This is a genomic window from Rubrivirga litoralis (assembly GCF_031846415.1).
GTDB classification, from domain to species: domain Bacteria; phylum Bacteroidota; class Rhodothermia; order Rhodothermales; family Rubricoccaceae; genus Rubrivirga; species Rubrivirga litoralis.
Genome location: NZ_JAVRHT010000009.1, coordinates 21,656 through 40,816, shown reverse-complemented (window position 1 = coordinate 40,816; position 19,161 = coordinate 21,656). Strand labels below are relative to the sequence as shown.

Annotated in this window: 17 protein-coding genes; 12 read left to right on the top strand and 5 right to left on the bottom strand. The window is 75.8% G+C overall.

The genetic code is table 11. The features are described from left to right. Window positions 1–195: 195 nt before the first annotated feature. From RM540_RS05430 to RM540_RS05420, 3 genes are all read left to right on the top strand, one after another. Window positions 196–1,407, top strand: coding sequence for a hypothetical protein (locus tag RM540_RS05430; RefSeq protein WP_311662529.1), 1,212 nt, complete (start codon window positions 196–198; stop codon window positions 1,405–1,407). Between the two features lie 227 nt (window positions 1,408–1,634). After that, window positions 1,635–2,861: a ferrochelatase gene (gene hemH / locus RM540_RS05425; protein ID WP_311662528.1), complete on the top strand. Its 1,227-nt coding sequence runs from the start codon at window positions 1,635–1,637 to the stop codon at window positions 2,859–2,861. Continuing rightward, a complete protein-coding gene (locus tag RM540_RS05420) occupies window positions 2,861–3,346 on the top strand; it encodes a class I SAM-dependent methyltransferase (protein ID WP_311662527.1) in 486 nt (161 codons plus the stop codon). Before hemH ends, RM540_RS05420 begins: the two co-directional genes overlap by 1 nt. Window positions 3,347–3,356: 10 nt before the next feature. Here RM540_RS05420 and trhA read toward each other — a convergent pair whose 3' ends face one another. The 3 genes from trhA to RM540_RS05405 all read right to left on the bottom strand — a co-directional run bounded on the left by trhA (window position 3,357) and on the right by RM540_RS05405 (window position 5,832). Continuing rightward, window positions 3,357–4,001, bottom strand: a complete 645-nt coding sequence (gene trhA, locus RM540_RS05415; protein ID WP_311662526.1) for a PAQR family membrane homeostasis protein TrhA — start codon at window positions 3,999–4,001, stop codon at window positions 3,357–3,359. Between the two features lie 361 nt (window positions 4,002–4,362). Then, window positions 4,363–4,938, bottom strand: coding sequence for a cob(I)yrinic acid a,c-diamide adenosyltransferase (locus tag RM540_RS05410; RefSeq protein WP_311662525.1), 576 nt, complete (start codon window positions 4,936–4,938; stop codon window positions 4,363–4,365). Between the two features lie 111 nt (window positions 4,939–5,049). Next, window positions 5,050–5,832: an ABC transporter ATP-binding protein gene (locus RM540_RS05405; RefSeq protein ID WP_311662524.1), complete on the bottom strand. Its 783-nt coding sequence runs from the start codon at window positions 5,830–5,832 to the stop codon at window positions 5,050–5,052. Between the two features lie 128 nt (window positions 5,833–5,960). On the opposite strand from RM540_RS05405, the gene RM540_RS05400 reads away from it, so the two are divergent. Continuing rightward, window positions 5,961–6,473: a hypothetical protein gene (locus tag RM540_RS05400; RefSeq protein WP_311662523.1), complete on the top strand. Its 513-nt coding sequence runs from the start codon at window positions 5,961–5,963 to the stop codon at window positions 6,471–6,473. 136 nt (window positions 6,474–6,609) lie between these two features. Here RM540_RS05400 and RM540_RS05395 read toward each other — a convergent pair whose 3' ends face one another. Then, complete coding sequence (locus RM540_RS05395; RefSeq protein WP_311662522.1) at window positions 6,610–10,053, bottom strand: DUF4175 family protein; 3,444 nt, start codon at window positions 10,051–10,053, stop codon at window positions 6,610–6,612. A gap of 251 nt (window positions 10,054–10,304) precedes the next feature. Here RM540_RS05395 and RM540_RS05390 point away from each other — a divergent pair, with 251 nt between their 5' ends. Continuing rightward, window positions 10,305–11,573 (top strand): glucose-1-phosphate adenylyltransferase, encoded by a 1,269-nt coding sequence (locus RM540_RS05390; RefSeq protein ID WP_311662521.1) that lies wholly within the window; start codon window positions 10,305–10,307, stop codon window positions 11,571–11,573. Window positions 11,574–11,676: 103 nt separating this feature from the next. Here RM540_RS05390 and RM540_RS05385 read toward each other — a convergent pair whose 3' ends face one another. Beyond that, the gene (locus RM540_RS05385; protein WP_311662520.1) at window positions 11,677–12,069 is read right to left on the bottom strand and encodes a putative quinol monooxygenase; all 393 of its coding nucleotides are present in this window, start codon (window positions 12,067–12,069) and stop codon (window positions 11,677–11,679) included. 118 nt (window positions 12,070–12,187) lie between these two features. On the opposite strand from RM540_RS05385, the gene RM540_RS05380 reads away from it, so the two are divergent. The 7 genes from RM540_RS05380 (at window position 12,188) to RM540_RS05350 (ending at window position 19,091) form a co-directional block, all read left to right on the top strand. Next, window positions 12,188–12,805 carry an RNA polymerase sigma factor gene (locus RM540_RS05380; protein ID WP_311662519.1) on the top strand — a complete coding sequence of 206 codons (618 nt, stop codon included), beginning with the start codon at window positions 12,188–12,190 and terminating at the stop codon, window positions 12,803–12,805. Between the two features lie 76 nt (window positions 12,806–12,881). Beyond that, entirely contained in the window at window positions 12,882–13,139 is a 258-nt protein-coding gene (locus RM540_RS05375) for a hypothetical protein (protein WP_311662518.1), read from the top strand. Window positions 13,140–13,158: 19 nt separating this feature from the next. Beyond that, entirely contained in the window at window positions 13,159–13,533 is a 375-nt protein-coding gene (locus tag RM540_RS05370; RefSeq protein WP_311662517.1) for a TerB family tellurite resistance protein, read from the top strand. 121 nt (window positions 13,534–13,654) lie between these two features. Beyond that, entirely contained in the window at window positions 13,655–15,406 is a 1,752-nt protein-coding gene (locus tag RM540_RS05365) for an amidase (RefSeq protein ID WP_311662516.1), read from the top strand. A 247-nt stretch (window positions 15,407–15,653) separates the two neighbouring features. Then, window positions 15,654–16,451, top strand: a complete 798-nt coding sequence (locus RM540_RS05360) for a M48 family metallopeptidase (protein WP_311662515.1) — start codon at window positions 15,654–15,656, stop codon at window positions 16,449–16,451. 130 nt (window positions 16,452–16,581) lie between these two features. Continuing rightward, complete coding sequence (locus RM540_RS05355; RefSeq protein ID WP_311662514.1) at window positions 16,582–17,391, top strand: HAD family hydrolase; 810 nt, start codon at window positions 16,582–16,584, stop codon at window positions 17,389–17,391. Between the two features lie 71 nt (window positions 17,392–17,462). Next, complete coding sequence (locus RM540_RS05350; protein ID WP_311662513.1) at window positions 17,463–19,091, top strand: ATP-binding protein; 1,629 nt, start codon at window positions 17,463–17,465, stop codon at window positions 19,089–19,091. Window positions 19,092–19,161 lie beyond the last annotated feature (70 nt).

Genomic DNA, 19,161 nt, shown 5'->3' with positions numbered 1-19,161 from the left:
CGGGCGGGGCGGTCTCCGAACGGTCAACGTGCCCGCCCCGCCCCAGCCCGTACCCGCCCCGGCCGTGCGTTTCGGGGCGGGGCGGGGGCGTGTAGATTGCTCGAGGCCGCCCGCTGCCCGCGCTCGCCCGTCGTCGTCGGCCCGTCGGCGGCAGGAAGCCCGCTGGCCGTTCCCACTCCTCCACCGCTCTCCGTCGTGACCAACCCTGCCCCCACGCCGACGCCGCCCCGCCCGTCCGCTCCCGGGCTGCCCGACGATGCAGACCCGACGCGGGCACCGAGCGGGGCGGGGTGGCCCGCGAGCCAGCCCGCGGGAGGCGACGGGGCCGCGGGGGGCGACGGCGCCGCGGAGGACATGGACGACCTGCTCGACCTGTTCCGGTCGGCCCCGCCCACGACGCCCCTGTTCGTCGAGGACGACGGGGCCGGGGGCGCGCTGAAGCCGCCCCGCTCGGCGCGTCCGCTGGCGGGGCGAGCCGCCGACGACCGCCCCGCCCTCGTGTGGTCGGGCGCGGAGGGCGACGCCTCGCCCCCGATGCGGGACCGGCCCGGCGTGCCGGCGCCGCTGGCGTTCGCGGGTGACACGCCCGTTCTCCAGGCCGCGGCGCGGACCGTGGACGCCCACGCTGGCCGCTACGACGCCGCGGCCCGCGCGTTCGACGGCTCCGTCGGCGGCGCGCGACGGCTGGCGTCGGCGGCGCGCGACGTGCGCCTGGCCCTGCTCTCGTTCCGGGACGTCCTGCCCGGTGCGGCGGTCGACCGGCTCGTGGCCGAGCTCCGCCCGCTCGTCGTCGACCTCGACGCCGCCCTTGACTACGACCGTGCGGCGGCCGAGGCGGGGCCGCGGGCGGGGCGGTTCCAGGCGGCCCGGCGGCGCGCGCTCGCGTCGGCCCACGGCGCCCTTGCGGGGCGGGAGGCGTGGAGCGCGCGGGCGGGGCGGCTCGTGGCGCGGCTCGACGCGCAGGACGCGGCCGGCGTCCGGTCGGGCGACGACGCGCCCGCCCCGCCCGTCGACTTTGTCGAGCCGGGGCGGGGCGGGGCGGGGCCGTCGCGGCTCCGGCACGTGTTGGGCTCGGCTCTTTGGAGCCGCTACGAGGCCGTCCGCGCGTTCGAGGACGCGGGCGGGGCGGGCGACCCGCTCGACGTGGCCGAGCACGTTGCGTCGGCCCTCCGCGCCCTCCGGTTCGCGCTCGGCCTCGCGGCCGGGGCGACAGACGGGCCGGCCCGCGACCTCGCCGCCACGGTCGCCGCCGTCGAGGCCCGCGTGACGGCCGAGCGCGACCGCCGCCGGACGGCCGGGCTCCTCGGCGTGCGCGGCCCGGCGCCGGCGGCCGTCCGCGAGGCGTGGACGGCGCTCGCGGCCCCCGACGTCCGGCGGCAGCTGGCGGACGTGGCGGCGGGGATCTAACGGAGTGGAGGCGCGCCAGCGCGCAAACCTCTGGGCCGCCCCGCCCACGGCAAACGGGGCGGGGCGGCTGCGCCCTCGCGCCGCGCTGCGGCGGTGTGGAGCCGATGTAAATCCGCTGGTCGTTTCACCGTCTTCAACGAGACGCGATACAGGGCTCTAGCGCCCGGGCGTAAAGTTCGGGACGGCCCGGGAGACCCGGGCGCCAGGCTCCCCCCGGCCCCCTTCCCATGACCCCGTTCGAGTACCTCCGTCGATTCCGACCGGACCGAGCGACCCTCACGGGGGAGGCGTTCGAGCTGGGGGCGCTCGCGGTCGAACCGGGCAGTACCGTGGGTGTCGTGCTGATGGGGCTCGGCGGGCCGTCGCGCCCCGAGGAGGCGGTCCCGTTCCTGTACAGCCGGCTCATGGACCCGGCCGAGGTCGAGCTCCGCGTCCCCCAGTTTGCCCGCCACCGCGCCGCCCGCCTCCTGGCCCGTCGCCGCGGGCGCCGCCTGGCCCAGGCGTTCGAGCTGATCGGCGGGGCGAGCCCGCTCCGGCGGCACGCCGAGGAGCAGGCCCGGGCGCTCCAGCGGGTCCTGAGCGAGGGGTACGACCGCTCGGCCGGCGTCGACTTCCGCGTCTACGTGGCCATGCGCCACGGCGAGCCCTCGATGGAGGCGGCTCGGGCGCAGATGGCCGAGGACGCCGTGACGAAGGTGGTCCTCCTCCCGCTCCAGCCCCACTTTTCGGCGGCCACGACGGGCTCGTCGCTGGCCTACTGGAGCGCCCTCGAAGACGAGCCCGCGGCCGACCACTGGCCGACCACGCTCGTGCGCGACTACGCGGGCCACCCGAAGCTGGTCCACGCCCTCAGCGAGCGGATCGACGAGGGGCTCCAGCGGTTCCCCCGCGAGGTCCGCGACCGGGTCCAGATCCTGTTCGCTGCGCACGGGGCGCAGCGGCGGCACCTGACGGCGCTCGACGACCCGTACTGCTGCCAGGTCCAGGCCACGGTCGAGGCCGTGCTAGAGGCGCGCGCCGAGCCCGAGCGGTCGGTCGGCGTCGCCTTCGAGACGCCGCTGGGGGCGGGGCGGCCCGTAGGACCGACGGTCGACGACGCCCTCGACGACCTGGCCAGCGACGGGTCCTCGGCCGTCCTCGTCGTCCCCGTCTCGTTCATCTCGGACCGGGTCGAGACGGCGTTCGACCTCGACGTCACGGCCCGCGGGCGGGCCGCCGGGCGGGGCGTCTCGCACTTCGAGGTGACGAGCGGGCTCAACTGCCACGCCCTCCTTATCGACGCGCTGGCCGAGAGCGTCGCCGGCCACGTCCGTCCGGCGTCGGACGGCCCCAGAGCGCCCGTCCCGCCCGCCCCGTCGCGCTCGACGTGCGCCGTGTGCGGCCGCGCCGTGCCCGCCCGCGAGTGGCCGGACGCGGCCCCCCACCTCACGCCCCGCCAGCGGACCGCGGCGTGATGAGCCAGCCGTCCGACCACCTGCTCCGCACGCTCGCCGCGGTCCCCGTCCCGGCCCGCGTGGTCGACCTGGGGAGCGGGGCGGGGGAGACCGCCGAGGCGCTCGCCCGGCTCGGATTCGAGGTGTGGGCCGTGGACCCCGACGCCGCCCACGCCGAGGCCGCCCGCTCCCGCCTCGCCCCGCTCGTCGGCGACGCCGAGGCTGCCCGCCGCGTGACGCGCGCCGACCTGGGCGCGCTCGGGTTCCCCGACGCGTGGGCCGACTGGGTCGTGCTTGCCGCCCCGCCCCCGACGGTCCTCGACGCGGCCGTCGCCGAGGCCGCCCGCGTGCTCCGCCCCGGCGCCTGGCTGTGGGCCGCAGCCGCCGTTGAGCCCGACCAACTGGACGGGGCCGCCGAGCGGGCGGGGCTCCTGGTCGCCGAGGCCTCCGTCCGCGAGGGCGGGGCGGCCCGCGCCGTCTACCGGCGCCCCGGCGGGGCGGCGTAGGGCGGGGCGGCTACGCGACGCGCAGGACTTCGAGCAGGACGGCCGCAAAGTGGCACACGCTCCCGGCCAGCACGAACAGGTGCCACACGGCGTGGCCGTACGGGATGCGCCGGTTGAGGTAGACCGCGGCGCCGGCCGTGTACGCCACCCCGCCCGCGACGAGCCACGCGAGCGTCGAGCCGGGGAGCGCCTCGCGGAGCGGGCCGGTGGCGACGACGACGAGCCAGCCCATCGCCACGTAGAGGAACGTGGAGATCACCTGGAAGCGGCCCGTGTAGAACAGCTTGAACACGATGCCGGCCAGCGCCAGCGCCCACACGACCGCGAACAGCGACCACCCCCACGGCCCGCGGAGGCCGCCGATGAGGAACGGCGTGTACGTCCCGGCGATGAGCCCGTAGATCGCGCAGTGGTCGGCGGTCCGCAGCCGCGCCCGCGCGCGCTCGAACGGGATCGCGTGGTACAGCGTCGACGCCGAGTAGAGCAGGACGAGCGTCCCCACGAAGACCGACGCCCCGACGATCGTCCACACGTCGGCCGTCAGGGCGGCCAGCGTGATGAGGACGGCGCCGGCGCCGACGCTGAGAAGTACGCCGAGCCCGTGGGTGACGGCGCTCGCGACCTCCTCGCGGAGGGAGTAGGGCGGGGTGGACATGGCGTCGGTACGCGCGCGGGGAGCGGCGGTTGCTCGGGCCGGTGGGGCGGCGGGGTGGTGTGTCGGAGCAGACCCCGCAAACGTTACGCCACCCCGCCCTCGTGGCGCGAGGGGCTGACGCTTAAAGGCTGTTGGGTAGCCGGCTTCGAGTCTCCTCCCCCCAGCGGGGGGAGGCCGGGAACCGTCAGGTCGGCGCAGCCAGGGGGGACCCGGGGCGGCCGCCCCGCCCTCGACGGCCGCTCCGACGCCTATCACCCTCCCCGCCCTTTGGGTCCGGCCCTCCCCCGGTGGGGGAGGGCCGGACCTCTACCAAACAGTCTCTTACTGATCGAGCGCCTTACTGACTCATCGACCTACCGCCCTACTCTCCCCCCGAGCCGCGCTCGACTGGCGCCCACACTGGCTCCGCCACGCCGGCCGCGTGGTTGACCCACCGCGCGAGCGTGAACAGGAGGTCCGAGAGCCGGTTGAGGTAGTGGAGCGCGTCCTGCGACACCTCCTCCAGCGCCGCCGTCTCGACGACCAGTCGCTCGGCCCGGCGCGCGACGGTCCGCCCGAGGTGGAGCGCGGCGGCGGCCGGCGTGCCGCCGGGCAACACGAAGTGTTTGAGGGCGGGGAGGTCGGCGGTCAGCGCATCGATGTCGGCCTCGAGCGCGGCCACGTGCGGCGCCTCGATCCGCGGGACCGGGTACGTGACGTCGCCGGGCGAGGCGAGGTCGCCGCCGAGCACGAACAGCTCCTCCTGGAGCCGCGCGAGGAGCGCGTCGGCGCGGTCCGCCCCGCTCTGGTCGCCGAGCGCGGCGCGGGCCATCCCGAGCGCGGCGTTGGCCTCGTCGACCGTCCCGTAGGCAGAAATCCGGGGGTGGCTTTTGGCCACACGGCCGCCGCCGAACAGGGCAGTCGTGCCGTCGTCGCCGGTGCGGGTGTAGACTTTCAAGGGGGAGAGGGGAAAAGGAGAAGGGGGAAGGGCGGGGCGTGAACGTTCATAGGGAGCAGCGTCCTGGCGAGTGGCGCCACCCCGCCCCGTGCGTTTCTCGCTCCTCGCCTCTCACGTTCCACTTCCCAACGCTCCAAAGTACCGGATGCGGACGCCGGCCGCGTCCGTGTCGACCTCGGCCTCGACCCCGAACACGTCGCGCAGAAGGGCGGGGCGGAGGACGTCCGCCGGCGGCCCGTCGGCGACGAGCCGGCCGCCCGCGAGCACCCAGAGCCGGTCGGCAAAGCGGGCCGCCAACTCCAGGTCGTGGACCGCCGCCACGACCGTCCGCCCCGCCGCCCCCAGCGCGCGGACGCGGGCCAGCAGGTCCAGCTGGTGGCGGACGTCGAGGTGCGCCGTGGGCTCGTCCAGGAGCAACAGCCGGGCGTCCTGGGCGAGCGCCTGGGCCAGAAACACCCGCTGCTGCTCGCCGCCCGAGAGCTCCGGAACCGGCCGGTCCGCGAACGCCGCCAGGTCGACGGCGGCGAGGGCCTTGGCCACGCGGCGTTGGTCATCGCCCCCGAGCGCTGCCAGCCACCCGAGGTGCGGGGCGCGGCCCAGCCCGACGACCTCAGCGACCGTAAAGTCGACGGCGAGGTCCGCCTGCTGCCGCACGAGGGCCACCTCGCGCGCCCGCTCGCGCGCCGGCCACGCCCGAACGCCCCGCCCGCGCAGCGCGAGCGTTCCCGAGTAGGGGAGGAGCCCGGCGGCGGCGCGGAGCAGCGTCGTCTTGCCCGCCCCGTTCGGCCCGACGAGCCCGACCCGCTCGCCCTCGGCGACCGCGAACGACACGTCGCGCAGCACCGACCGGTCGCCCAGCGAGACGGACAGGTCGTGGGCGGCAAGGTGGGGCACGGGCGGGGGCGGGGTGGAGCGGAGCGCGGCCGCCCCGCCCTCAGGTCCACACGGCGCGCGAACAGGCGGACCCAACGGGCGGGGCGGGCCGTTACCGCGCGCCCGTCGCTCCGGTTCGCCCGCCGCCCATGCCCCGCCGCCCCGCCCCGCTCGCGCCGCTCCTGGCCGCCCTCGCCCTGCTCCCGCTGCTCGCCGCCTGCGACGGGGCGACCGTCGAGGAGCAGCGCTTTTTCGAGGACCAGGCGTTCTCCCCGCCCTCCGGCTACACGCGGACCGACGCGAGCGGGGCGGTCGTCGCCGAGGACGCGGGCGACTGGCGGATCGGGCCGGCCTACGGGGGCCTCGTCCAGACGATCCAGGTGCCGTACCCCAACCCGCTCCCGTTCCGCGAGACCGGCGTGTACCAGGTCAACGTGGTCTCGGGCGTGGCCGGCGGGCTCGCGCTCTACCGGCTCGACGGCGACGGCCGCCTCCGCCTCATCGGCCAGCCGTGCGACGACGCCGTCACGTCGACGATCTGCACGTTCACGTTCCAGGGCCGCGAGGTGTCGCCGGTCGGCGACGACGCCCTCACGCGGCTCCTGCTCGTCGACGGCCGGAACGGCGTCGTCAGCTACGGCGATGTCCAGCCGGCGGAGTAGGGCGGGGCGGGGGAGGTACAGAGGCGCCACCCCGCCCGAGCCTTTCTGCGAGGTGGCCGAAGCCGCCCCGCCCCGCCCGAGCAGACGGCGGGCGGGGCGGTGACGGGCGCGCGACGCCCGCCCCGCCCTCGGACCCTCACCCGCCGGTCCGCTGCTGGAGGCGCTCGAAGTAGCGCTTGATGAGGTCCTGGTAGTCCGACGCGTACCCGCTCTCGAGCGCCCGGATCAGGTCGCGGCGGACGCGCTCGGCCGGCCGCTCGGTCCGGGGCGGGGCGGGGCGGTCGGGGTCCGGGCGGGCGGTCCCCGTCTGCGCCTCGCGCTGCTCCTCGCGGCCCCGCTGGTTGACCGACTCCTCGGCTTCGAGGAGCTTCTCGAGGATCTGCTGCTGGCGCGGGGCCGTCCGCCGGTCGGCGCGCCCGCGGCGCAGGTCCTGGGCCGCCTCGCGCATCTGGTCCTCGACGCGCTTGAGCGCGCTCCGGTCGCCGGGCTCCAGCCCCGCCCCGCCCCCCTCGACGGCGCGCTGGAGCTGGCGCCGGAGGGCTTCCTGCTGCTCCGCCATCTGCCGCATCCGCCGGCCCTCCCCAGGCGAGAGCCGCTCGCCGGCCGACTCGTTCAGCATCTGCTGGATGCGCTGGTTGAGCCGCTGCTGCTGCTGGCCGATCTGCTGCATCTTCTGCGGCATCCCCTGGCCCTCCCCGCCCTGCTGCTGGCTCTGATTCTGGAGCTGGTCGAGCAGGTTCGAGAGTAGGAGTGCGAGCTCGTTCAGGTGCGACATGGCCGTCCGCTGGTGGGCGGCGCCCTGGCGCGACTGGCGCTCGGCGAGCTGCTCCAGCGCGCCGGCCATCTCGCGGCGCGCGTTGCCGGCCCGCTCGTCGATGTCGGGGCCGAGCTGGGGGACTGAGAGGGCCACGCGGCGGAGTGTGTCGGTGACGGCCGCGAGCCCGTCGCGGAGCTCGCCCTGGCGGCGAGCGACGGGCACGAGGGCGGGGTTGCGCGCCGGGATCGCCTGCGTCTCGCCGGCCAGCCGCTCCTGCTCGCGCGACAGCGTGAGGACGTCTTCGAGCGAGCGGCGGAGGGCGGCTTGGTCCACCTGGGCCTGCTGGCCCTGCATCTGGGCGCTCTGCTGGCGCATCTTCTGAGCCATCTGGCGGAGCTGCTTGGACATCTCCTCCTGCCCCTCCTGGGCGTCCTGGAGCTGGTTCTGCTGGAGCTGCTGGGCGTTCTGCTCCATCTGCTGCGGGAGCCCGCCGTCCTGCTGCATCTGCTCCATCATCTGCTCCAGGGCCTCGGTCGGCGCGCGGGGCACGTCGTCGGCCGCCTCGCGCGCGTTCTCTAGCTGCTCCTCCAGGGCCTCGGCGTCCTCGGCGGCCCGGCGCTGCTCCTCGGCCAGCCGCTCGCGCTCGGCCGGCGTGTTCGGGCGGGGCGGCGTCGGCTCGCCACCCCGCTCCGGCTCGTTCTCGCCGGGGGCGGGGCGGTCGGGGCGCATCGCCTCGGTCTCGCGGGCGAGCCGCTCCTCGGTCTCGGCGAGGTCCTCGGCGCGGCGCGCGGCCTCCTCCATCTCGACGGCGGCTTCGAGCCGCTTCATGAGGCTCATCGCCCGTTCGAGGCGGCGGCGGAACTCCTCCTCGGTCTGGGCGGCCTCCTCGGACTCCTGGAGCATGTCCTGGAGGTCGAGCCGCTCCATCGCGTCGCGGAGCCGTTCGAGGGCGTCGCGGAGCTCGGGCGTGTCGAGCTCGTCCATCACGCGCTGCATCTGCTCGAACCGCTGCCGCGTGGCCTCGTCGGTGAGGTCCTGGCGCTGCATCTGCTCGGACAGGCGCCGCATCTGCTCGCGGAGGTCCTGCGCCTGCTCGCCCAGCTCGGACTGCTCGCGCAGGAGCTCCTCGACCTGGCGGCGGTCCTCCCAGTCCGGGTCGAGCGACTGGCGGAGGTCGTCGCGGAGCCGGCGGAACCGCTCGCCGGACTCCTCGGCCGTCTCCTGGAGCTCGTCGAGCGCCTGGGCCGCCGAGTCGCGGTCGGCATCGAAGGCGTCGAGGCGGTCGGCGAGCGTGGGGTAGCGGAGCGTGAACGAGGGCGTCCGCGCCGTTTTCCCGCCCCGCCCGTCGTTGTCGCGGACCGTCCCGTAGAGCTCGACCGTGGCCCCGGGGCGGATGCCCGGCAGGCGGAGGTCGAGGCCCACCTCCTGGTCGAGCGGCCGCGAGCGGACCGGGAGGCGGAGCCGCCGGAGCGGGCCGGCCGCCCCGCCCTCGGACACCGCCACGCGGTAGACGAGCGCGCCGCCCGAGAACCCGAAGTCGTCGGTGACGCGGAACACGAGGTGCCGGGCGTCGCCGGAGAGCGGGTCCTCGGCGCCTTCCAGGAGCGCGATCTGCGGCGGCCCGTCGCTCAGCGTGCCCAGCGAGTACGTCGCCGCGTCCGCGTTCTGGAGCCCGTTTTGGGCCTCCAGGCGGACCGAGTACGTGCCGCCGCCGCGGAGCCCGAACCCGCCCGACGCCTGGTCGCCCTCAACGCGGAGCGGGACCCGCTGCGTGCGGCCGTCCTCCCACGCCACCTGGAGCCACGCCGCCTCGGGCCGCGTCCCGCCCAGCTGCACGCGGACGCGGACGCCCGAGCCCACGAGCCCGGTCACGTCGCCGACGCCCTCGGGCAGCCGCCGCGCCCGGCGCCCGCTGTACGCGGGCGGGGCGACCGTCACCTGGACCCCGCGCACGAGCGGCCGATTTTCGACCGTGATCGCGTACCACCGCGAGCGCACGCCGTCGGCCAGCACGCGGTAGCGCATGTCAGCTCGGACGTCCTCGACGGTGTAGGCGAACGCGCCGAGGTCGTCGGCCTGGAGGCGGACGGTCTCGGTCGCCCGTTCGTCGGCGCGGCCAATTTCGAGACGCGCCGTGAGCGGCAGCTCGCGCCCGGCGGCCTGGACGGCGACGGGCAGGCTCGCCCCGCGCGACACGGCCGCGTCGCCCGGCGACACGTCGAGGCGGAAGGGGGCGGGCGGGGCGAAGTAGACGCCCGGCGCGAGGAGCCGGGCCGCCGCCCCGCCCACGGTCGACGGCGCGCCGAGAAAGAGGGCGGCGAGCAGGAGCGCCGGGACCGCGGCCCAGCGGGCGGTCCGCCACGCCGGCCCGAAGGCGTGGACGCGCTCGAAGGGGACGTCGCGGACCTCGCGGCCGAGCGCGTCGAGGGCCGCCTCGTGGAGCCGCCCCGCCCCGCCCGAGGCGTGGCCGTCGGCGAGGTCGAGGAACGTGGCGAGCCGGTCGTCGACGCCGGCATAGTCGCGGCCGGCGCGGCGGACGACGGCGCGCTCGTCGAGCCCGGGGAGCACGCCGGCCCCGCGCAGGAGCGGGACGACGACGAGCGCGGCCGTCAGCCCGGCGAGGAGCGCGGCGAGCAGCCAGAACACGGCCGTCCGCAGCTCGACGCCCAGCCAGAACCCGGCCTCGGCCGCGACCGCCACCAAGGCCACGGCGGCGACCACCCCGCCCGTGATCAGCGCGCCCTGGGCCACGGCCGCCGCCGTCAGCCGCCGGCGGGCGTGCCGGATCCGGCGGCGGAGCGCGTCGGCGAGCGGGGTGGACATGCGGGGGCGGGGCGGCCGGAAGGTAGCGGACGGTCCCGCGCGAACGGGGCGGGGCGGCGGGCGATTGCCCAGCACGTCAGGGGCGGCGGGTGGCGGCCGCGGTGGTCTCCACCCCGCCCGTGTCGCGTGGGCGGGGCGGTCACGGGCGGGCGACCGCCGGTCGCCCCTACGATGTCGGCTCGTTTGTGGGCGGGGCGGCGAACGCAGGCGGCGGGCTTCCGTATCTAGGCTGCCCTTCACACCTGCTCCCCATGCGCGACACGCTCGCGGTCATCCTCGGCGGCGGCGCCGGGACCCGGCTCTTCCCGCTCACCCAGCACCGCTCGAAGCCGGCCGTCCCGCTCGCCGGGAAGTACCGGATCATCGACATCCCGATCTCGAACTGCATCAACAGCGAGCTGCTGCGGATGTTCGTCGTCACGCAGTACAACTCGGCCAGCCTCAACCGGCACGTCTCGCGGGCCTACCGCTTCGACCGCTTCGGCCACGGGTTCGTGACGATCCTGGCCGCCGAGCAGACGCCGGACTCCGAGCAGTGGTACCAGGGCACGGCCGACGCCGTCCGCCAGTGCCTCCAGCACATCAACGCCTACCCGCACCGGCGCGTGCTCATCCTCTCCGGCGACCAGCTCTACCGGATGGACTTCAACACGTTCTCGGACCACCACCGCTCGACGTGGGCCGACCTCACGGTCGCGACCGTCCCGGTGACGGCCGACGAGGCGCCGGCGTTCGGGATCCTCAAGACGGACGCCGACGGGGTCATCACCGAGTTCCGCGAGAAGCCGGCGCGCGACCAGCTCGACGGCCTGGACAGCCCGGTCTCGGAGCGGATGCGCGAGCAGGGCCGCGTGTACCTGGCGTCGATGGGGATCTACATGTTCGAGCGCGACGTGCTCCGCGAGGTGCTCCTGGCCAACCCCGGCGAGACCGACTTCGGCAAGGAGATCATCCCGGCCGCCATCCGCTCGCGGCGCGTGGTGAGCTACCCCCACGACGGCTACTGGTCCGACATCGGGACCGTGCGCTCGTTCTACGAGGCCAACCTGAACCTGGCCTCGAAGGTGCCGTCGTTCGACCTCTACGACGAGGACGCGCCCATCTACACGAACGCGCGGATGCTCCCGCCGGCCAAGATCCAGGACTCCCGCGTCGTCGACTCGATGATCGCCGAGGCGTCCGTCGTGACGCGGGCGACGGTCGAGGGCTCGGTTGTCGGGATCCGGTCGTACGTGGGCGAGGGCGCGGCGCTGCGGCACGTGGTCATGCTCGGGGCCGACTACCTCCCGTGGCGCGACCCGGCGCGGCGGCCCGGCGTGGACCCGCCGCCGAGCCCGGGCATCGGCCGCGGGAGCGTGGTCGAGAGCGCGATCATCGACAAGAACGTCCAGGTCGGCGCCGACTGCCGGATCACGAACGAGGACGGCGTGACCGACGCCGACGGCGACGGCTGGTACATCCGCGACGGCATCGTCGTGCTCCCCAAAAACGCCATCGTCCCCGACGGGACGGTCATCTGAATGCGGAATGGTGAATGCGGAAGGCGGAAAGGGGGCGGCCCGTGGGTTCGAACCCCGCCCCTCGCCGCCCCGCCCCCGAGTTTGGGGCAGGCCCCTTCCGCATTCAACCTTCCGAATTCCACATTCTAAACTGGCTGTGCGCCACGGGCGGGGCGGCGAACAAGGGTTTGGTCTCGGCCCACGTCTCGCGGAACAGGTCGGAGCGGCGGTAGGCGTCGAGGGCGTCGGCGCTGTCCCAGTGGCTGAACGTGGTGAGCACGTTGGGGAAGCGGGCGTCCTCCCACAGCTCGAGGTGCCGGCACCCGGGCGCGGCGGCGATCCGCGGGCGGGCCTCGCGGAAGAGGGCGAGAAAGTCGCCCAGCCGGTCGGGCCGGAACGTCATGCGGACGGTGCGGAGCAGGGGCGGGGTGGCGATGGGGGCGGGGGGCTGGTGGTCGGCGGGGGCGGCGTCGGTCGCCACCCCGCCCGCGCGCGTCTGCGGACGGGCCGGTCGCACGGGCGGGGCGGGGTGGGGTTTCCGCCCCGCCCGCGGCGGGCCGAGGCCCGGGCGGGGCGGTCGGATCGAGGCGCGGGCGGGGCGCGTAGCTTCCGCCCCGCCCACTCCCACCCCGCCCGTGCTCCCTCGGCGCCGCCCGGACCCCCGCCCCGACCGCACGAACGACGAGTGGGTGGCCGCGCTCGGCTCGGACGGCCCCGAGGCCGAGGCCGCCCTCGCCGACCTCCGCCCGGTCCTCCTGCGCGCCCTCCACGTCACACTCGCGCCGCGCGTAGACCGCGGGGCCGACGCGCTCGCCGAGGACCTCGTGCAGCGGGCGCTGCTCCACGTCCGCGACCGGGTCGGCCAGTTCCGCGGCGACGCCCGGTTCACGACGTGGGCGCAGAAGGTGGCCGTGCGGATCGCGCTCTCCGAGCTCCGCCGGAAGCGGTGGGAGAACGTCTCGCTCGACGCCGTCGTGGCCGACCCGCCGGCGGCCCCCGAGCCCGGCGCCGACGAGGTGATGGAGCAGGGCGAGGCCGCCGCCCTCGTCCGCCGCCTCATCGACGAGGACCTCACCGAGCGACAGCAGACGGCGCTCAAGGCCGTCCTCGCCGGCATGCCGATGGACGAGGTGGCCAGGCGGCTGGACACGAACCGGAACGCGCTCTACAAGCTGCTCCACGACGCCCGGCTCCGCCTCAAGCGGGCGTTCGAGGACCGCGGCCTGGGGCCGGACGACCTTCTCGACCTCTAGGCCACCACGTGCTGCGGGCGGGGCGGCCCGCGCGCCGCTGTAAGACCTCCCCGCCCGCCGGCGTCTACGGCACACCATGACCCTCACCCCCGACGTCCTCCGCTTTCTCGTCCGGCGCGTGTTCAACGCGCACCCCGGTGAGATCCCGTGTGGCGACTGCTACGTCCACGTCGACCACTTTGCGGAGATGGAGCTGGCCGGCCTGGACGCGGCGGCCGCCCTCCCGCTCGTTGAGGAGCACCTGCAGACGTGCCCCGGGTGCCGGGAGGAGTTCGCGTGCCTCGTCGCCGTGCTCCGCGACGCGTCGCAGGCGCCGGAGCGGGCCGAGCCGTAGGGCCGAGACCGCCCCGCCCATGCCTACGCCGCTCGCTGACCTCGCCGTGCTCACGCTCGTCGTCGCCCACGGGACCGACGCCGACCTGGACCCGCGCGAAACGCACGTGCTCGTCGAGCAGCTGGGGCGGCTCTCGACGCTCCTCGACCCCGACGTCCACAGCGGGGCTGACCTGAGCGCGGTCGTAGAGGCGGCCGTCAAGGTTTACGGCGACCTCAGCGTGGTCGGACTGGACACGGTCGTCGCCCGGTTCCGCGACGCCGTCGGCCCGCCGCTGCTGGCCCGCGCCCACGCCGCGCTCGTCCGCGTGGCCGACGCCGACGGCGTGGTCCACACGATGGAGCGGACCGTCCTCCGGCACATTGCCCAGGCGTGGGGGTTGGAAGAGCCGTAGGCGGTGGGGATCCGTGGGGCAGGGCGGGGTGGTCGGCTTGGGCCTCGTTGCCCGCGATTCGCCCTTGCGCTCGGCGGGCGGGGTGGGCACCTTTGCGCATTCTCCACTCCGCAGTCCAGCCGTGCACAGCCGCCGCCGTTTTCTCGCCTCCACGCTCGCCGCCGGCGCCGCGCTGCCCGTCGCCGCGCTGCCCGCTCCGCTCGCGGACCACCGCCCCGCCCCCGGCGCCCCGCCGGGCGCCGTGCCCATGCCGGAGGCCCAGAGCCGGCCGGTGACGGTCGGCGAGATCGCGGCGGCCGAGGCCGTCTTCGGGCTCTCGTTCACGCCGGACCAGCGCGAGCTCATGCTCGACGACGTGAACGACCGGCTGGAGCAGCTCGCGGCGATCCGCGCCGCCGAGCCGCCTAACAGCGTGCCGCCGGCGCTCGCGCTCGACCTCGGTCTGAGCGGGGAGGCCCGCCCCGCCCCGGGCGCCGGCGCGTCGGTCTCCATGCCGGCCGCTGTTCGGCGCCGGCCGTCGGACCAGGACCTCGCGTTCGCGTCGATCCCCGAGCTGGGCGCGCTCCTCCGGGGCGGGGCGGTCACGGCTGTCGGCCTCGCTGAGCTGTTCCTGGACCGGCTCGCGCGGTTCGACAGCCGGCTCCAGGCCGTCGTGACGCTCACGCGCGAGCGGGCGCTCGAGACGGCCCGCGCGCGCGACGCCGAGCTCGCGGCGGGCATCGACCTCGGTCCGCTCCACGGCATCCCGTACGGCGCCAAGGACCTGCTGGCCGCCCGCGGCTACCCCACGACGTGGGGCGCCGAGCCGTACCGCGACCAAGTGATCGACGAGGACGCCGCCGCCGTGAGCAAGCTGGAGGCCGCCGGCGCCGTGCTCGTCGCCAAGCTCACGCTGGGCGCGTTGGCCTGGGGCGACGTGTGGTTCGGGGGGACGACCAAGAACCCCTGGAACCCGGACGAGGGCGCGAGCGGGTCGAGCGCCGGGCCGGGCGCGGCCGTCGCCGCCGGGCTCGTCCCGTTCGCCATCGGGTCCGAGACGCTGGGCTCGATCGTCTCGCCGTCGACGCGGAACGGCGTGACCGGCCTCCGGCCGACGTTCGGGCGCGTGCCCACGCGCGGCGCGATGGCGCTCTCGTGGAGCATGGACAAGCTCGGGCCGATGGCGCGGTCGGCCGTCGACTGCGCCCTCGTGTTCGACGCCCTCCGCGGGGCCGACCCCGAGGCGGCCCGCCCCGCCCTCGCTCCTGACCCCGCGTTCCCGTTCGATCCCGCCTCCCCGCTCGGCGACCTCCGCGTGGGCGTCCTCGCCGGCGCCTTCGAGGCCGACGGCGCGGGCGGGGCGGCCGACCGCGCGACGCTGGCCGTGCTGGAGCGGCTCGGCGTGGAGACCCGGCCCGTCGCGCTCCCGTCGGGCGTGCCGGTCGACGCGCTGCTCCTGATCCTGGAGGCCGAGGCCGCCGCCGCCTTCGACGGCCTCACGCGCTCGGGCGGCGTCGACCGCCTGGTGCGCCAGACGCGCGACGCGTGGCCCAACGTGTTCCGCCACGGCCACCTCGTCCCGGCCGTCGACTACCTCAACGCGAACCGGCTGCGGACCGTCCTCATGCGCGAGATGGCCGCGCTGTTCGACGGCCTCGACGTGCTCGTCACGCCCAGCTTCGGGAACGCCGGCCTCGCGATCACGAACCTGACGGGCCACCCCGCCGCGGTCGTCCCCAACGGCTTTTTCCCGGTCGAGGGCTCCGCGGACCGCCGCTCGCCGCACTCGGTCACGTTCCTCGGGCCGCTCTGGCAGGACCACCTCCCGCTGCGCCTGGCCCACGCGGTCCAGGAGGCGACCGACTTCCACACGCGCCGGCCGCCGGTGAGCTAGAGCACCCTCCGGGTGGGTACGGGGTACTCGGTACGGGGCAGGCTCGAAGCAGACGGGTCGGGCCACGTACCTGTACCTCGCACCCTGTACCCTTCTCAAGCGTGCTTCGGGAGCCCTGCGTCTTCTCCCGTGGACGCGCCGCCCCGCCCGCGCCCGCCTCTCCTCGCAATGGGGCGGGGCGGGGCGGTCGGCACGGAGTGTGAGCGGGGCGGTGGGTATCGTTGGTCGTCCCCTTCCCCCCGTTGCCATGTCCCGCCACCCCGCCCGCGCGTTCCGCGCGCCCGTCCTCGCCGCGCTCGTCGCCCTCACAGCCTTGTCCGGCTGCGCCACGCTCGCCGGCACCAACTACTACTCGGTCGAGGAGGAGTGGCAGCTCGGCCAGCAACTCGAAACCCAGCTGGGGCAGGAGCTCCGGCTCGCCAACGACCCGCTCGTGACCGGCTACGTCCGCGAGATGGGCCAGCGGATGGTCCGCGCGGCCGGCGTCGACAACCTGCCGTGGCGGTTCTACGTCGTCCGCGACGACGCCGTCAACGCGTTCAACGTGCCGGGCGGGCTGGTGTACGTGAACACGGGCCTGATCGAGAACGTGGGGAGCGCGGGCGAGCTGGCCGGCGCGATCGCGCACGAGGTGGCCCACGGCGTCGAGCGGCACGGGACCCAGCGGCTCTCGAAGAGCAACGAGACGAACGCCATCGCCGGCATGGTCCTCGGCCGCAACCCCGGCGCCGTCACGCAGATCGCGACCCAGATCGCGGCGCAGGGCGCGTTCGCCTCGTTCTCGCGCGCCGACGAGCGCGAGGCCGACGCCGTCGGCGTCCGCGTCATGGCCGAGGCCGGGTACGACCCGGAGGGGCTGGCCCAGCTGCTGGAGCGGCTCGCGGCCGAGGAGCGGGGCGGCGGCATCGCGCTGCTCCGGTCCCACCCGCTCTCGTCCGAGCGGATGCAGACGGTCCGCCAGCTGGCCCGGCCGTATGACGGCCGCGACCTGCGCCTGACCGACGGCCGGTTTTCCGCCGTCCGCCGCCGCGCCGCGCAGCTGTAGGGCCACCGCCCCGCCCGCGCCCTGCTCGCGCTCCGCCCCGCCCGCGCTGTCGTGGGCGGGGCGGTCCGCTCTCTGTCGGTTGCGCCGGGCGGGGCGGGGGAGCCATCTTCCGCGCCGCTCACCGCGCACCATGCCCCTCGACCTCGCCCGCGTCCAGGCCCTCGTCTTCGACGTCGACGGGACGCTCTCGGACACCGACGACCACCTCGTGGCGCAGATCGCCGGCGTTCTCGACGCGCTCCCGTTCCTGAGCGGGCGCCGGGCGGCCGAGCTCGCGCGGCGCATCGTGATGGGCGCCGAGAGCCCGGTCAACGCGGCGTACGGGGCCATCGACCGCTACGGCCTGGACGACGAGCTGGCGGCGCTCAAGGGCCTCCTCACGCGGGCCATCGCCCAGCGGAACCGGGCCGAGCGCCACCCCGCCGAGGCCGCCGACGAGGTGCCCCACGACCTCGTCCCGGACGTGGCCGAGATGCTCCGCGCCCTCGCCCCGCGCTACCCCATGAGCGCCTTCTCGACGGGCGGGGAGGTCCGCATCCGGGCGTTCCTGGCGCACCACGGCGTGGCCGACCTGTTCGCGGCCGTCGTCGGCGCGCAGACGACGCCGCGCATGAAGCCCTACCCTGACCCGCTCGTCTATGCCGCCGAGGCCATGAACGTGGCGCCCGAGGCGTGCCTCGTGATCGGCGACACGACGGTCGATATGGAGACGGCGCGGGCGGTGGGCGCGCAGGCCGTCGGCGTGCTGTGCGGGTTCGGGACCGAGGACGAGCTGGTCCGCGAGGGCGCCGACCTCGTGCTCGCCACGACGTCCGACCTGCTCGCCGTGCTCGCGCCGGCCCGCGACGCGCTCGGCGCGAGCGCCGACCCGGCCGCCCCGCCCGCGCACGCCACCGTGCCATCCCGGCCCACGCGGGCGGGGCGGGGGGGAGAGTCCTGACGGGACGGCCGGGCGGATCGTAGGGGGCGGATTGCCCGTTAGGACGGGTGCTCCCTCAAGACCGACCGGCCGTGTCGCTTCACCCCGCCCCCGCTTTCCTGGAAGACCGCCGGCTCCGGGCCCTCCTGGCGACGGGCCTGCTCGACACCCCGCCCGAGGATCGCTTTGACCGGCTGACCCGGCTCGTGTGCCGCGTCGTCGGCGTGCCCATCGCGCTCGTCTCGCTCGTCGACGACGAGCGCCAGGTGTTCAAGAGCCAGCAGGGGCTGTCCGACCCGTGGACCGCGGGGACCCCGCTCTCGCACTCGCTCTGCCAGCGGGTGGCCCGGACGGGCCGGCTGTACCAGCTCGACGACGCCCGCGCGGGCGAGACCTGCGACCACCCCGCCGTGACGGAGATCGGCGTCGGCGCCTACCTCGGCGTCCCGATCCGCGACCCGGACGGCTACGCGCTGGGCTCGCTCTGCGCCATCGACCGCGACCCCCGGGCGTGGACGGCCGACGACCGGGCCACGCTCCGCGACCTGGCCGACATCGTCGAGAGCGAGGTGGCCCTCACGCTCGCGCTCGACGGCCGGACGGAGTCCGAGGCCCGCTACCGAGGCGTCGTCGAGAGCGTCCGCGACGTGGTCGTGCAGGCCGACGCCGAGGGCCGGTGGTCGTTCCTGAACCCGGCCTGGGAGACCGTCACGGGCCACGCGGTCGCCGAGAGCCTGGGCCGCCCGTGCCTCGACGTGATCCACCCCGACGACCACGCCGAGGTGGCGCGGAACTTCCGGTCGCTCCTCTCCGGCGCCGTCCCGTACGTCCGCCACGAGTGCCGGCTGCTCCGGGCCGGCGGCGGCGTCCGCCACGTCGAGGTCCACGTCCAGCTCCTCCGCAGCGAGGGCGGGGCGGTCCGGGGGGCGGCCGGGACGATCACGGACGTGACCGATTCGATCCGGTTCGAGGCCGAGCGCGTGGCCCGCGAGCGGACCGAGGAGATGCTCCGGATCAAGGAGGCGTTCTTGGGCAACATGAGCCACGAGCTCCGAACGCCGCTGACGGGCATCCTCGGGTTTGCCGAGGTGCTCGCCGAGGAGGTGGGCACGGAGCAGCGCGAGGCCGTCGACATCATCGTGCGGAGCGCGCAGCGGCTCCAGGGCACGCTAAACTCGGTCCTCGACCTGGCTCAGCTCGAGGGCGGCTCGTTCACGTTCGAGGCGGCGCCCGTCGACCTCCGGGGCGAGGCCGCGGAGGTGGCCCGGCTCCTGGCCCCGGTCGCCGAGCAGCGCGGCGTGGCCCTCGACGTGGTCGGCCCCCCGGTCCGGGCGCTTGCGGACTCGGCCGCGCTCCACCGGGTCCTGAACAACCTGGTCGGCAACGCGCTCAAGTTTACCGACGAGGGCGGGGTGGTGGTCGAGGTCGGCGTCGACGACGGGCGCGCGTGGCTCCGCGTGGAGGACAGCGGGATCGGGATCGACCCGGCGTTCGCGCCCCGCCTGTTCGACGAGTTCGCCCAGGCCTCGACCGGCTACACGCGGACCCACGAGGGGAACGGGCTGGGCCTCGCGATCACCAAGCGGCTCGTGGACCTCATGGGCGGGACGATCTCGGTCGAGAGCGAGCCCGGCGTGGGCAGCGCGTTCACAGTCCGCCTCCCGGCCGCCCCGGTGCCGGCGTGGGTCGTGGGCGGGGTGGGGGGACCCTCGTCCTCTTGAGCGCCGTCGCGGGCGGGTACTGTATAACTCTGTTCCGATGACCGCGGTAGGCCAGTCGCTCTCGGTCTCA